The 14,553-nt window shown below is 65.8% G+C and carries 12 protein-coding genes; 4 read left to right on the forward strand and 8 right to left on the reverse strand.

Going from position 1 to position 14,553, the window contains the following annotated elements:
• Positions 1-155 precede the first annotated feature (155 nt).
• The 7 genes from EDD41_RS12255 to EDD41_RS12285 all read right to left on the reverse strand — a co-directional run bounded on the left by EDD41_RS12255 (position 156) and on the right by EDD41_RS12285 (position 7,634).
• Positions 156-1,034, reverse strand: coding sequence for a class I SAM-dependent methyltransferase (locus EDD41_RS12255; protein ID WP_123576093.1), 879 nt, complete (start codon positions 1,032-1,034; stop codon positions 156-158).
• Between the two features lie 74 nt (positions 1,035-1,108).
• Entirely contained in the window at positions 1,109-1,903 is a 795-nt protein-coding gene (locus EDD41_RS12260) for a hypothetical protein (RefSeq protein WP_123576094.1), read from the reverse strand.
• Positions 1,900-3,027, reverse strand: a complete 1,128-nt coding sequence (wecB, locus tag EDD41_RS12265) for a non-hydrolyzing UDP-N-acetylglucosamine 2-epimerase (protein WP_123576095.1) — start codon at positions 3,025-3,027, stop codon at positions 1,900-1,902. The genes EDD41_RS12260 and wecB overlap by 4 nt, the downstream gene beginning before the upstream one ends.
• Positions 3,028-3,040: 13 nt before the next feature.
• Positions 3,041-4,075, reverse strand: coding sequence for a polysaccharide deacetylase family protein (locus EDD41_RS12270; RefSeq protein WP_123576096.1), 1,035 nt, complete (start codon positions 4,073-4,075; stop codon positions 3,041-3,043).
• Positions 4,072-5,379, reverse strand: coding sequence for an FAD-dependent oxidoreductase (locus EDD41_RS12275; RefSeq protein ID WP_123576097.1), 1,308 nt, complete (start codon positions 5,377-5,379; stop codon positions 4,072-4,074). The genes EDD41_RS12270 and EDD41_RS12275 overlap by 4 nt, the downstream gene beginning before the upstream one ends.
• Before the next feature lie 33 nt (positions 5,380-5,412).
• The gene (locus EDD41_RS12280; RefSeq protein ID WP_123576098.1) at positions 5,413-6,675 is read right to left on the reverse strand and encodes a glycosyltransferase family 87 protein; all 1,263 of its coding nucleotides are present in this window, start codon (positions 6,673-6,675) and stop codon (positions 5,413-5,415) included.
• A 74-nt stretch (positions 6,676-6,749) separates the two neighbouring features.
• A complete protein-coding gene (locus EDD41_RS12285) occupies positions 6,750-7,634 on the reverse strand; it encodes a glycoside hydrolase family 16 protein (RefSeq protein ID WP_123576099.1) in 885 nt (294 codons plus the stop codon).
• 312 nt (positions 7,635-7,946) lie between these two features.
• On the opposite strand from EDD41_RS12285, the gene EDD41_RS12290 reads away from it, so the two are divergent.
• From EDD41_RS12290 to EDD41_RS12305, 4 genes are all read left to right on the forward strand, one after another.
• On the forward strand, positions 7,947-9,350 hold the full coding sequence (locus EDD41_RS12290) for a glycoside hydrolase family 16 protein (RefSeq protein ID WP_170165367.1): 1,404 nt from the start codon (positions 7,947-7,949) through the stop codon (positions 9,348-9,350).
• Between the two features lie 248 nt (positions 9,351-9,598).
• Positions 9,599-10,918: a nucleotide-binding protein gene (locus tag EDD41_RS12295; RefSeq protein WP_170165368.1), complete on the forward strand. Its 1,320-nt coding sequence runs from the start codon at positions 9,599-9,601 to the stop codon at positions 10,916-10,918.
• Between the two features lie 8 nt (positions 10,919-10,926).
• A complete protein-coding gene (locus tag EDD41_RS12300) occupies positions 10,927-12,168 on the forward strand; it encodes an O-antigen ligase family protein (protein ID WP_123576102.1) in 1,242 nt (413 codons plus the stop codon).
• The gene (locus tag EDD41_RS12305) at positions 12,165-12,917 is read left to right on the forward strand and encodes a glycosyltransferase (protein ID WP_123576103.1); all 753 of its coding nucleotides are present in this window, start codon (positions 12,165-12,167) and stop codon (positions 12,915-12,917) included. The genes EDD41_RS12300 and EDD41_RS12305 overlap by 4 nt, the downstream gene beginning before the upstream one ends.
• 136 nt (positions 12,918-13,053) lie before the next feature.
• Here the strand turns inward: EDD41_RS12305 and EDD41_RS12310 are convergent, their stop codons facing one another.
• Entirely contained in the window at positions 13,054-14,532 is a 1,479-nt protein-coding gene (locus tag EDD41_RS12310) for an oligosaccharide flippase family protein (protein WP_123576104.1), read from the reverse strand.
• Positions 14,533-14,553: the final 21 nt, after the last annotated feature.

Here is a 14,553-nt window from a genome sequence, read left to right on the forward strand (position 1 = left end):
GGTGGTCATATGTTTCTTTCCCCCATGATGGAATTTCCCCCAAATTCGCTTCTCAACCTATGTGAGGCGTCGTGCAGGAGACCTGTCGATCCCCAGCGCGTGGAGATTTCCTCAACAAGCGCACAGGTTCGACGTCGAGAGTTCTCAGCAAGTCCTTAATCGGCACTCCTTGACATGTCACGTTTGACCAAGGTGAATGTGACAAGGTCATCCAGCGGATAGCGCACCGCCGCCCAGCGGCCCGCGGTACGCAGCGCTCGCCCCGCCCGGCCGCGGCCGACGATGGGCACGCTCTGGCCCAGCACGGTGGCCACGCTCACCCACTTCGTGGTGGTCCGCCAATTCACCATTTCGAGCCCGGTCTCGCGGGCCAGGTGTGACATTGCGTCGCGATTGAAGAGCCACAGCACGGACGGGGGACTCAGCTGCTGCCATCGGGCCCCGGCACGGCGGGCAGTCGCGGAGTTCACGTCCCACGTCTCGCAGAGGACCACACCACCGGGACGCAGCCGTCGGGCTGCCTCCCGCAGGGCTCCGGCGGGATCGGGCATGTGCTCCAGGACCTGGAAGAAGCAGACGGCGTCCACGGGGTCCACATCCAGTGTGGCCAGCTGGTCGGTCACGTCATGCCCCTTGTCGCGGGCTCGTCGTGCGGCCCAGGTGGAGGCTTCGACGCCGTGGGTCTGCCAACCCGCCTCGCGGGCGACGTCGAGGAAGAATCCGGTGGCGCTGCCCACCTCCACCAGTCGCCCCGGGATGTGGGCCAGGCCCAGGGCATGGTGCAGCCGTCGCAGGCGAGCCCGGGCATTGATCCGGTGCCAGCGTTCGTCGGCCTCGTAGTCCACATAGCCCGCCAATTCGCCACCCTCGACGAAGTAGTCCTCGGTGTAGAGGTCCTCGGGCCGTTCGGGGGCATGCTCCAGGTGGCCGGTTCCGCACCCGTCGCACAGCAGGTAGCGGTGGGACGGGTGGGCGGCGGGCACGAGGGGGCGGGCGGTGGTCTGCCGCGAGCAGACCGGGCAGGTGATCTCCATGTGGTGGCTCCTCAAGCGAGTGTTGTGGGGCGGGTGTCTCCACCGTAGGCGGCGAGGGAGCCGGAGAACAGGGCTCAGTCCGCTTCGCGGCGCACCAGGTAGCCGGTGGCCAGCAGGGCTAGGGCGAGTCCGGCGGCCACCAGGGGCGCGGAGCCGGGCCGGGGGTGCTCGGCCATCAGCCAGACGCCGACGCCTGCGGGGAGCAGCGTCTCCAGCACGTACATCGGCCCCAGGACGGGCGTCGCGTCGTGGGCGGCCAGGCCGCGGGTCATGTGCACCTGGCCCAGCACGATCCCGATGCCGGTCAGCACCCCGGTGGCCCAGTTGGCCAGCGGCAGCTGCCAGAAGAACCACAGGGGGTGCGCGGGGTCACCGATCAGCAGGCGCGCCCCGATGGCCCCGAAGGAGAAGCACAGGCCGGCCAGCAGGCCATTGGTCAGCGGCTTGACCGGCATGGCCAGCCCGGCGATGCCGAGGACGGCCAGGGCGGCCATCACCAGCAGCAGGTCTCGGCTGATCGCTGCAGCCGGGCCGGGCAGGGTGGTGCCGGCCAGCAGCGCCAGGCCGCCCAGCAGGGCACTCAGGGCGAGCCAGTCCCGGCCGCGCATCCGGCGAACACCGGCAACGTGCTGCAGCAGGGCGGTGACGCCCAGACCCAGGGTCGCGGTGCTCTGCACGATCAACAGCGGCAGGCTGTGCCGGGCCACCAGCGTCGCGAGGAAGCCGAGCGCCTGCAGAACGGTGCCGCTCCACCACGCGACGGAGCGCAGTGCACCGCCCTCGTGGCGGGATCCGCTGTGCAGTTGGGCTCCGGCGAAGCCGTAGGCCAGCACGCCGAGCAGCAGCGCGGCGATGCTGAGCAGGATCATGCGTCGTGCTCGTGCCCGTGGTGGGCGGCGGGCCAGCGGCTGTTGATCTGGTCGACGATCCCCGCGCTGACCTCATCGGTGCGGTACGGGAAATCCCGGTTCGCCAGCTGCTCACGCCATCCGGCGGAGACGTCCCACGCCTGCACCATGGCCGTGGTCGGGTCCTCGTCACCCAGCAGGCGGCACCAGCCGTCGAGCAGTTCGGGACGCTCGGTGGAGTCACGCACCACCAGCAGCGGACGGCGGAAGAGGCAGGCCTCCTCCTGGACGCCGCCGGAGTCGCTGATGATCAGGCCGGCGTGGGCCTCCAGGGTGACGAATTCCTTGGGAGGCAGCGGCTCGATCACGGTGATCTTGCCCAGCTCCGCCTCAAGTCCCCAGCTGGCGATGTTCTTGCGGGTGTGCGGGTGCAGCGGCAGCAGCACGGTGGTGCGCTCGGCGACGGCCGCCAGCCCCTTGAGCAGGGCGGTCAGCTTCTCCCGGTCGTCGACGGTGCCGGCGCGGTGGATGGTGGACAGCACATAGCCGTCGCTCTCCACGCCGTAGCGGGCCATCAGGTGGGTGCGCTCGGCCTCGTCGATCTGCAGGGTGGACAGGGCATCGGACAGGGTGTTGCCGGTGACGGCAATCCGGTCCTCGCTGACGCCTTCGGTGCGCAGCTGCTCCGCATTGGGCTCGACGGGCGCGCAGCACAGCTCGGCCACCTGGTCCACGAGGATGCGGTTGATCTCCTCCGGCATGGTCCGGTCGTGGCTGCGCAGGCCGGCCTCGACGTGGATGACGGGGATGCCCAGCATGTTGGCGGCGAGCGCCCCGGCCAGGGTGGAGTTGGTGTCCCCCTGGACGACGACGGCGCGGGCCGGGTGCTGCACCAGGTAGCGGGTCAGCTCCTGGGTGGCCAGGCCCACCTGTTCGCCGCGGGTGCGGCCGCCGATGGCGATGTGGTCGGTGACGCTGACGCCGGCGAGGTCATTGAGGACCCGGCCCCACATGTTCTCGTCGTAGTGCTGGCCGGTGTGGATGACGGCGGCGTCCTCGCCCAGGGCGCGGATCACGCCGGCCAGCTTGATGGCCTCGGGGCGGGTGCCCAGGACCACCAGGACCTTTTCGCTGATGTGGTTCACGGTTGCTCAGTCCTCAGTTCTTCGGCTGGGCGGGGTTGACCTCGCGGCCGCGGGCCAGGACGTCGATGCCGCGTTCGCGCACCGGGATGCCCTTGATGCTCTCGGCGTGCTCGGCCAGGTTCACCAGGCGGTACTGCTTGGCGAAGGCCTCCAGGATGAAGTCGAGCATCTCCTGCTTCTTGCCCAGCGGCATGTTCATGCCGGGGAAGAACTCCAGGCCGGGGGCGTCCGAGCCGTCGAGCAGGTCCAGCGGGTGCAGCAGCAGCGACGGCTGGGTCCCGGTGACCTTGCAGAAGGCCAGGGCGGTCTTGATGTAGGCCTTGGCGACGGGCACCGAGTAGCCGGACAGGTAGATGACGTAGGAGGCGTGGATCGGCACGCGGGCCATCGGGAAGACGGTGACGGGCACCTCGGTCAGCTGGACCGCGGGCAAGGTCCGGCCGTCGACCTCGCAGCACGGGGCCTTCCAGGTGAAGGGCTTGTTGGGCAGCCCGGCGTCCCACAGCGAGCCGAACAGGGCCTTGCGGTCCTCGCGCTCGGACTTGGTCAGGGTCTTGTTGGTGCGCAGGTAGTACTGGCGAGCGACGGGGCCGATCCAGGTGGCCAGCACCGAGCAGTCGTAGTCGTAGTCGAGTTCCACCAGCGCGCGCATCAGGTCCGGGCTCATCGCGAAGCCGGGGGCGCGGAAGCCGCGGGGCTTGGGTGCACCGGCGGCCTGCAGGGCATCCTCGGTGCGCTTCAGCTCGTCGCGCAGCTCCTGTGGGCTGTACAGGTGCAGCCATGGCTCATGCTCGTAGGAGTGGGAGCCGATTTCGCAGCCGTACTCGGTCAGGGCCTGGACGAAGTCGGGGCCGTCCGCGGCGGCGGCGTCGGCGCCGACGACGAAGACCGACGGCTTGATCTGGTGCTTGGAGAAGCTGGTGATCATCCGCTCGGTCAGCACGGGCAGGTAGCTGGGCCGCTCCACCCAGTCGGCATCGCCGTGGGTGCGCTTGTAGCTCCAGAAATTGTCTGCGTCGAGGCCGATGCTGGCCAGTGGCTTGTTCACTTGGTTCCCCCGTTGATCTGCGCCATTGCCTCGTTGGCCATGGCGAGGGAGCCCTCGACATTCAGGGTTCCCGTGGTGTTCTGGGCCGTGCTCACGACGTGGATGCCGGGCACGGACGTCTGGTACGCCAAGGGTTTCCCCGCCCCCGGCAGAGGCAGCGGCACGACGTGCCGCGCGCGGTTGATGCTCGAGGCCAGTACATCGAAGCTCTGGTTCGGGAAGCACTGCTGGAGGCCGTCCAGCAGGCGTTGCTTCAGCTGGTCATCAGTCTCGTCGAACCACGGATCGTCGCTGGCGCAGTAGTGCGGCAGGTAGACCAGCTTGCCGCCGCCGGTTGCGTCCTCGGCCATCAGGGCGTGCATGCCGATGACGCCGGTCAGGCCAAGATCGTCGATCAGGTAGGTGATGTAGGAGTCGTTGGGGGCGTGGTCCAGCACGAAGCTGCCGCACACGACACCCAGGTAGGGCGCCTCGGTGAGCTGTCCGTGCTCCGTCGCGGTGAGCTGGGGGAGGAGCTTGGAGGCGATGGGGCCCGGCGCGGTGACGAAGACGCGGTCCCCGGTCAGCGTGCGGCCGTCCTCCAGCGTGACCGTCGCGATGCCGTCGGCCTGGTTGATCGCGGTGGCATTGGCGCCCGTGAGCACCTGGCCGCCCAGTTTCTCGACGCGTTCCTGCATCGCGGCGAAGACGGGGCCGTAGCCGTGGGGGAGGATGCCGAAGCGGTCGCCGGCGCCCTTGAGGCGGGCCTGCACGAGGCGACGGAAGGTGCTCACCATGAAGGTGGCCGAGACCTTGTCTGCCTGGGTGCCGAGCTTGGCGCGCAGGATGGGGCCCCAGAAGGCGTCCAACGCGCTCTTGCCGGCGGTGCGGCCCAGCCAGCTGATGGCCGTCATCCGGTCCGCGAGCTTCATCGGGAGGGCCAGCGAGGCGGCGATGGATGCGCCGATGCGCGCCCGGTCAGTGAGCTTCAGCATGGGCAGGGTTGCCATCTGGCCGAGGCTGCTGGCGGGGTACTGCTTGCCCTGCTCGATGATCTCGGCGGGGGCGCTGGTCCAGCGGATGGTGTCCTTGAGGCGCAGCTCGCCGAGCAGGCCGAGCACCAACTCGTCGGACTCCAGGATCACGTGGTAGAACCGGTCCACCTCGAAGCTGGACCCGTTGACCGTGAAGGTCTCCGTGGCGGTCAGGCCGCCCAGGCCGGGATTCTTGTCGACGAGGGTCACCTGGTGCCCCTGCTTGGCGCCCTCGAGCGCCAGGTGGCTGCCCGTGGCGCCTCCCCCGATGACGATCCATTTCTCGGTCATGCGTTCCCCCTTCGATCGGCAGACATCACGATGCTATCGACCGGTGAGGGCTGCGCGTCGGGGCGGTGTCGTCTGGGGTTTGTAGTGTGACGAGTGCTCGTGAATCACTGCCAGGATCGCGGCGATGCAGAGCGCCAGCAGGTCGATGGTGTCTCCGAGGGCGTTTCCGATGCCCAAGGCCCTGGTCACCCGATGGATGTGCAGAACGGGCAGCGCCGCACAGATGGCGACGACGGCTGTCCCGGCTTCGCGGGTCCCTCTCCAAAGTCGGATACCGCAGACGGCCGTCACGACTGCTAGCAAGATGTCATAGCTCGCGTGGACGGGCAGCAGGAGCGCAACGGGGACGGTGACCAACCAGAAGACCTCATGCTGGGGGCGAACCCGCCAGATCCACGCCGCTGCGACGAGGGCGATCACGGCTGGGACCACCAAGGTCCAGCTGGGAGCTGCCGAGTCGTTCAGCCTCATGAAGAGGCCGGCGAAATCGGAGCGCCAGCTTTCGCTGCCGACCAGCCCGGTTGGTGACGCTTCGCTGGAAGCGTGCTCGATGTCCCGCTTGATGGAGTCGAGGAACTGGAGGAAACCTCCGGCACTCACACTGCACGCAATGACGGCGGGCAGGGCCAGCACGAGTTCGAGGGCCAAGCCTCGCAGCACGACACGCCAAGCGCCCCATGCGAGCAACAGGAGGCACACCCAGAGCCCAATCTGGGGCTTGAGGAGCGAGAATGCGAGGCCAGCCGCGGGCACCCAGGATGAGCTCGTGCGCAGGGAACTTCCACAGCGGAGCATCAGGATCAGCCCCATCGTGCAGAGGAAGGTCGAGCCCATCACGCGCGACGGGTACCAGACCAGCATCCACAGGGCGACTGCTGGGGCCACGACATCGGCCCAACGGGGGAGCACCAAACTGACCAGCTGGTGGGCTGACCAAGCAAGCAACAGGGTGGTACCCGCAAGATAGATGGCTGCCGAGACAGGCATCGGCAGGGGAGCGAGTGGGGCGGCTAGCAGGAACCATGCTGGAGAATAGGGGTCGAACTCCTGCGCCCATGGGTGGGCGGTCAGATAGGTGTCCGGGTCGTAGGGATTCCCGCCCTGCAAGAGGAAGCGGCCTGGTGCGACGATGGTGTCCCTGAAGTCCAGCAAGACGACGTTGGACTCGCGCCACGGCTGACCCCAAGGGGTCTGCTTCGCCAAGCAAAGGGCGATGTGCGCGATACCGACAGCGGCAACGGTCAGCCACAGTACGGTGCTGGCGCGTCGGAGGTCAGTGGTCCTGTCGCTTGTCATGAGGCGGCGCTCCTGGGCATGGCGGGGATCCCGCACCCCCGCGCGTCCCACCACTGTATGGGCTGTGAGTCCCGTCACTGCCAGACGCGGACCCAGTCAACCTCCATCGGGTTGTCTCTACCGGTCCCCAGGACCAGAGCCTGTCCGCCAGTGTCCCCGTCGAGGGCACGGCTCGCCTGCGAGTTGGCTGCGTAACTGTGTCTCAGGACCTCGCGTCCATCCATGAACCACACCACTTCACCGGGTGTCCACACGCATGAGTAGGTGTGCCATGCGCTCCAGTCAGTGTCTACGTGCTTGGAGTGATGCCTGTTGATGCGGGTGTTGACCTGCGCACCGGTGTGCGTCCAGATGGAACCGCTGAATCCGGATTTGAACGCCTCGCGGGGTTCATGGTGGAGTTCCACGATGTCGATCTCACCCCAGAGATCGTTGCGCGTCCCCTTGAAGTGATCGGCGCTCATCATCCAGAAGGACGGCCAGCCCGTCGACCGCGGAGCGTTGGCCGGGTTGAAGCGGATGCGTGCCTCGAACCACCCATACCTGAAGGTCTGTCCCTCCCCAGTCAGTGAGGACACGGAGCTGATTGCGAGGTTGGGGCCCTCGTTGTCGCTTTGGTCGAGGGTCAGGACCGAGTCGTGCACGCTGAGGTCATCGGCCGCGAGCTTGGGGCTGAACGGCCTGTCCACGAACCATGACTTGCCCTTCGTTCCGCGTCCGGTCAGATCCACTTGGGTGAGGTCGTCGAAGTCGGTGGAGAACGACAGGGTGTCGAATCCGGCAGCCTGTGCCGCCTCCTGCGCGGCCATGGGCTCCGGTGTCTCATGGAGGGCGGATCTGGCCAAGGATGCAGCGATCACCAGCGTGACGGCGACACCGGCGACCGCAATCGGGGCGCGACGGACATGCGGGGACGCAGGCTCGGCGCCGGGGCTGCCGTGTGGAGGCTGGGCGGACATCGCTGAAGCTCCTGTTTGGGGCGGTGGCTGTGGTGGGGCAGCGAAGCCCCAGTTGGGAAATGAGGGCTGAGCAGGGAAATGAAGCCCTAGTTTGACATTGCTGAGAGCGCACACGGAAACTTAAGGCGTTTCTCAGATCTGAACTCCACCCCCACATCAGGAGACTTCACCATGTCAACACACCCTCTTTCAAGAGGCCGCAGGTCAGCGCGGCTTGGTGCGAGGGCGCTTGCAGTCACGTCCTGCGCTCTGCTCAGCACCACCGGCGCGCTCTACTCGGCCGAGCAGGCGGACGCTGCAACGGCCTACACGATGTTCGCTGCTTCCGACACCTACGCCTCCAAGGCCCAGCCAACGCGTACCAATGATGGCAACCGCGTGATGTTGGCCACGGCCACGGGTGCCTCGAACGCGTCTTCCGACACCCTCGCCTACATGGACTTCGACACCACGGGTATCGCGCCGGACGCTCGAGTCGAGAGCGTCTCCCTGCGTGTCTACGTCCAGCGGAACGACCGCGCGGGCGTTGGCAGCCCGGTGGTCTGGTCTGCGCCGAACGGTTGGGACCCCACGAAGCTGACCTGGGGCAACAAGCCAGCGTACGATCCGACGGTGCTCAACCCCGCCGTGCAAGCGCGAGCTGGCAGCTGGGTGACGATTCGACTGTCCCCCACTCGTTCCATCAACCGCGGGGGGCACACCGCCCTGACGATGGGCTACAACGCTGAAGGCTCCCGATTCACCGTGGACTCGATTGAGGCCGGCAATGCTCCCCAGCTGATCGTCCAGGTCGCTGGCTCGTCGGACATGGCCCGGACCCAGACCGTTCAGGCGCTTTCTGCTCCGGCACCCACCAGTGCTCCTGCGCCACAGCCAGCAGCTGGTTCGGAGCCGACCAACGCACCGGCACCGGCGCCGGCGCCGGCGCAGCCCGCGGCAGCCAGTGCCCCCGCGCCCGCGACGCAGGGAGGATTCGGCACGCTCACCTTCCAGGACGAGTTCCAGGACCTGAGCTCCATCGATCTCACCGGCAATGGTGACACTTCCAAGAAGTGGTTCACGGACCGGCCGTTCGGCTTCCCGAAGATGCCGGCCAGCGACCTGTCGGTCTCCGACGGAGTCCTGAACCTGAACCAGTCCTTCGACAACCTCAACTTCGGAATCTCGACGTATTCCAAGAAGGCAAAGGCGGGCAAGTCCTTCAAGTACGGCTACTACGAGGCACGGATCGCCTTTGACCAGACCAACGATGCGGCCGTCTCCCAGGTTCGCGGATTCCCGTCCTTCTGGGGAATCTCCCGCGACCACCTTCTGGGGACTGAGCTCAGCCGTTACGGCGAGTTCGACGTGATGGAGGCATGGCACCCGCCGTACGCGCGCTACGACAAGCCGATCATTGCTGGCACCATCCACGACTGGTTCGGGGGTAGCGACCACATGACCGTTGGCAACAACGTCCATTACGCCAACGACGCCAACATGACCGAGTTCCACACCTACGGGGCGCTGTGGACTCCTGGCCGGGTCACGTGGTACATGGACGGCAAGCAGATCTTGACCCAGAAGTACTCTGCCAACGCCGCACCGGAGCCCAACTACCTGGGTCATCCCGTCGGCACATACAGTGTGCTGGACAACGAGGTGGGTCAGGTGATGATCCTGGGCAGTGCGCCTGGCATCCCCATGAAGGTGGACTACGTGAGGATTTGGCAGTGACCCATCGCAATCAGTGAGGTGGGAAGCGGGGTGGGGTGGCCTTCAGGCCACCCCACCTGCCTGATCAGGAGCTGAGAGACCGCCGTGAGTCCACGGGGGGTCCCGCACTCCGGCTGCTAGAGTCGCCGCCGGGATTGTGCCGTGCAATCCGGGGGAATTCACGACAGCAAAGTAGGTCCTTTCTGATGAAGAGTGGTGGAATTCTCAGCACCTTGAAGAGCCGTTGGCGGTGGTTCGTCGGCACTTCAATGACGGTATTGCTCCTCGTGGGCCTGTACACCGCCCTCGCACCGAAGCAGTACATGACGGAGGCCCAGGACTACTTCACCGTCGCTGGTGGGGGTACTGACTCCGACATGTACCAAGGGTCCATCTATGTGAGCAGTCAGATGGGCTCATACCGCTCGCTCGCGGCATCGCCCCTGATCCTGGACCCGGTGATCAAGGAACTCGGGCTGGACATGCAGTCCGAGGATCTTGCGGGCAAGCTCGCAATCACGTCGCCGGAGGACACGTCCATCGTGATCATCCAGGCGCATGACACGGATCCCAAGCGAGCGCAGGACATTTGCAATTCCGTGGCCAAGCACCTCGCGCAGGCCGCCGTGGATCTTTCTCCGCGTCGCGCGTCAGGCAAGCACATGGCGGACGCCCAGGTCTTGATGCCGGCGGCCCTGCCCACCGTTGCCAGCGCACCCAATCCGTACAACAACGCCATCATGGGGATCGCGGCGGCCCTGGCTGCCGGTCTGGCCGCGGCACTCCTGCGTGGCCTCCTCGATCCGAAGATTCGAACTTCGCGACAGTTGGTCCGGTCCCGAGACACTGGAGCCCTTCTTGCGGTGCTCCCCAAGGACGACGCGGTCCAGGGGGGCGGGCGGTTCGATCCGAGCCACTCCGTGGCCTTGGAGCAGCTGCCGGCGAACTTCCTGCAGGGACGCATCGATGATGATCGACGACCGATTGCCGTGGTCACCTCCGGCGACCGGGGTGAGGGCAAGACCACGGTCAGCCTCGAGCTTGCGCGTGGTCTTGCCGCCAGCGGCCTGAGCGTGGCTTTGGTGGACGCCGCAGTCAACAGCGGAGGCCTGGGGGAGAAGCTTGGTGTCAAGTCCGGCGCCCCCGGTCTGTCGGAGGTGCTGGCCGGCAGTATCCCGTTGCCCAAGGCGCTGCACAGGCCTCAGGCCGAGCCCGGCCTGTCCGTCCTGCCCGTGGGTTCTGGTGGACTGCCCGCTGTCGCCATGATCGGTTCTGCGGCGATGCGGCGGCTTCTCGTGGAGCTTGGCGGCACGTACGACGCCATCGTCATCGACACCCCGGGGCTCGGAGAGTCCACCTTGGCAAAGACGCTGTCTGATCTTGCCACCGACGCCATCGTCGTGGCGACGCCGCAGACCACCCGCGAGGAACTGGCTGCTGTGATGGAGCGTATCCAGGCGCACGATGGCCTGGCGGTGTCCAAGGTCCTGAACAAGGCCAGTGCGTCAGACCCAGCTCAAGGCCTGGAGGGGCGTCATGCCTCTGTGACTCCCCTGGAACTGCCCCCCCGCGCCAGATTCGGCAGCTGAGGTCAGGGATGTCCGTACAGGAATCTGGGGGTGAGCCGAAAGCTGGCCTCCACGTATCCCTGCTGACTGCGCTCCTGGTCTTCGTGGGGGTGATCTTCCAGCACTTCGAAATCGTGGCGGTGGTGGGCTATCCCCTGACGCTGGGGGCCTTGGCGGCGTTCGTGCTGCTGTATGCCTTGACATCGCGCATCAATCGCCCGCTCTTTGGGGTCGTCATCTCCTTGATCGTCTCGATGACGGCCTTGGCCGCCATCTTCGACCCCTTTCACGCCACGCCACTGGGATACGTCAAGACGTTGGGGCTGTGCCTCGTCACCGTTGTCTTCTGGTTGTCGGCCCTGTCTGGTCTGGAGCCCCGGTGGCCAGGGCGTATCGACGTGGCTGCCGTACTCTTCTTGGCGCTGACGATCATCGTGGTCTTGTGCGCGCTCCAGTCCGTGCTGGGCTTCTTTGGAATCGAGACATTCTTCAATCCGTGGGGGCCGTTCCAGTACCTGTACCACTACAAGGTATGGATGGTTCCAGGTTCAATGCCCCGAGCACAGGGCTTCTACTTGGAGCCCTCATATGTGGCGCTGACGATGACCTTCCTCTGTGGCGCCCTGCTGCGGCTGCGGCACAAGGAGATTGCCACTGTCGTGATCACGGCCATCGGCTTGTTGTTGGCGGGCTCGGCGACGGGCTTGGCGGTGTTCATGCTGATGGTGTTGGCGTGGGGCCTTGGAAAGCGTGGTCGCACTGTAGTCATCAGCCTCTTGGCCGCGGGGGCAATGGTCGTCTTCGCTGGGGGCTACCTGATCAGCAGGCTTTCGTCCGCTGGGGATTCCCACAGTTCGGCAAACTATCGATTGATCGCTCCACTTCCTCTGCTGAAGTATGTTCTTTTCCATCTGCCTCTCGGGCGTCCGATGGGTTCCGTGGAACAGGTGACCCTGGAGGCCAGTCTGGTCAATGGCACCGACGTTGGTACCACGATTGACAATGGTCTATTTCTTCTGGTCTTCTATTTTGGCTGGATCGGTTTGATTGCCAGTCTCACCATTGTCATCGGTGGTTTCTACTGGGTCTATCGGGCGATCAGGAGCAAGAACGCGAGTGCCCCGTTACTGGTCTGGTTGACCATGTGCATGCATTTCAACGGGGGGATCTTCCTCCCTGAGTTTGCGATGATGATGTGGCTCGCGTTGGCGCTCGTCCTCACCCGAAATCTTGATCCATCCACACCCCACGTCCCAGGAGACTCTTCATGAGCACCGATCGTCCACTGCTGTCTGTCCTCACCGTCACGTTCCGTGACCTTCCCGGCCTCAAGGCCACTCTTGACTCGTTGGTTCCGATCATGGACACCGCGGGGGACCGGGTGGAGGTCCTGGTCCAGGACGGGGGTACCGAGGGGGTGGAGCATGTGGTGTCGGACTACCCGTGGGCGGTCTTGGAATCTGCACCTGACGGTGGGATCTACGACGGCATGAACCATGCCATTGCACGAAGCCGTGGTGAATTCGGTTGGTTCTTGAACGGCGGGGACGTGAGTGTCATCGAGGATTTTGCCCCGATCGAGCGGTTCCTGACGGACAACCGGGGCGCCCTGTGTCTTTTCGACTACGAGCTGGACATGGGTGACCACAATGTCAGCCGCTCGGCTCGTGATGCCAAGTACATCGCCCATGCACTGCCCACTTCTCACCAGGCGATCATGTACCCGGCGGACGAGTTGCGACGCGAAGGATATGACCTGTCCTTCAAGGTCACGGGGGACTACGCCATCACGGCTCGGATGTTGGCGGCTGGCATGCAGACAGCGACCCTTCACCGGCCGGTTGCCCGTTTCGTCACGGGAGGCACGTCACAGCAGCACGCCAAGCGCTTGGCGGCCGAGGCGGGCCGGGTCCAGCGCGAGATCCTGGGCAGCCCGATGCCCCTGCGTCTGGCGAGCCAAGCTCTTCATGCCGTGAGCCGGATCCGTCGTGATCGCGCTACTCGAACCTCCCAGGGCTGAACACAGCTCGCCCCGGTGCGCCCCGCTGACTCCGTCGGCGGGGCGCTCCGCTGTGTAGGTACCCGTTCTGGTGCCGCGCTGCCCCGGGTCTGACTCCGGAGCCCGTTGGTCCCCGGGTCAGAGGCGGTTCTCCGGGTCAGAGATGGGCGTCAGGATCTATCGCACGGCGTGGGATGACAGGCTCGGGGGGCATTGGTACTGGGAGGTGCGCGCGGTGAGCCAACCGGGCCATGAACCCCAGGACGTTGAGCCAGTCATTGTGGCGTGGCACGACCAAGGTCTGGATGCGACCGCCGAAGAGGTGGTGGAAGATGCCCACCGCCACGGCAGAGTGGACCAAGCTGCTGAGCACCATGCACCACGCCGCTCCGGTGGCGCCGAATCGCGGGACCAAGAGGATCAGTCCCACCAGATTGGCAATGCATGCAATGGCGAGGGCCAGGCTGCGGAGGCCTGGTCGGAAGCGGGCAGCGAGCCCTGCGCCGACCACGGCCCCTGGGACGTTGAGCGTGGCGGCCAGGACCAGGATGAATGCCGTGGCCACTGCTGATTTGAACTCGCGCCCGAAGAGGAGCGGAATGATGAGAGGGCTGGCGGCAGCTAAGCCCAGGCTCAACAGCCCATTGGCCAAGAGGCCCAGACGGGAAGTCTCTCCGAGCGTGCGTAGCTGCGGATCCTCGGACTGCTTGGCCAGAGTGACATTCTGGATTGAAGTGGTGAGGATGCCGGGGATCTCGCCGATGGCGGCGGCCACCACATAGAGGCCGAGCTCCTCGGTGCTGGACAGGGGGGTCATCAGGGTCTGGTCAAGGCGGAAGATCAGGATTCCCGAGATCGCACCGAGCCATGTCATTGATCCATATCGGAACAGACGTGCCAGGGAAGCCGGCTCCCTGATTGTTCGGGGGTAGTCCAACGAAGAACCCAGAAGTGGTAGGTACGCCAGCCCTCCCATGATGGGGCTCACGACGAACACGATGGTCGCGGTGAGTACATCGAGATGTCCTGCGCCCAGCAGACCGACGATGAACATGAGGCGGCTTACCGCGAAGATCGCCTGCTCTCGTGCCACGAGGTTCCATCGGTTCAGGCCTTGGGCGATGCCTCGCACGACACCCAGGCAGAGATAGAGCGGCAGTGGGATGGCGGCGATGCGTACCAGGCCTGCCAGGGCAGTGTCCCCGCCAGCCAACCAGCCGCTCGCCAGGGCGATGCCTGCGCTGGCCAACAACCCCAGTGCAGCCGCGATGCCCATCACACCGCCCACGATCGTCCGCATCCTCACCGAACGGCTTGCGACGAAGTAGGTGACCGCATCGGGAAGGCCAAGGCTGGCCACTACAGACATCAGCAGGAACGGCGCCGTGGCGCTGGCAACCTCGCCTCGTCCGAGGACGCCCAAGCTTTGTGCCAGAACCGGGGCGGTGACGAAAGCCACCAGAGGAAGCAGCATGGCACCTGCGGCATTGATGAGAAATCCGCGATTTCCGTTCGGTGCGGCGCCCGGCTCTTCCGTCGTCCCTGAAGGATGGGACGTGGGTCCCTCTGGAGCCCTCCTCGACTCGTGACTGGGCACAGCACACCTCTTCCCCCGGGATCTGACTTGCCCGTTCATACTAGGCGAGCTACCTGAGCG

The sequence above is a fragment of the Luteococcus japonicus genome, assembly GCF_003752415.1.
Taxonomy (GTDB): Bacteria; Actinomycetota; Actinomycetes; order Propionibacteriales; family Propionibacteriaceae; genus Luteococcus; species Luteococcus japonicus.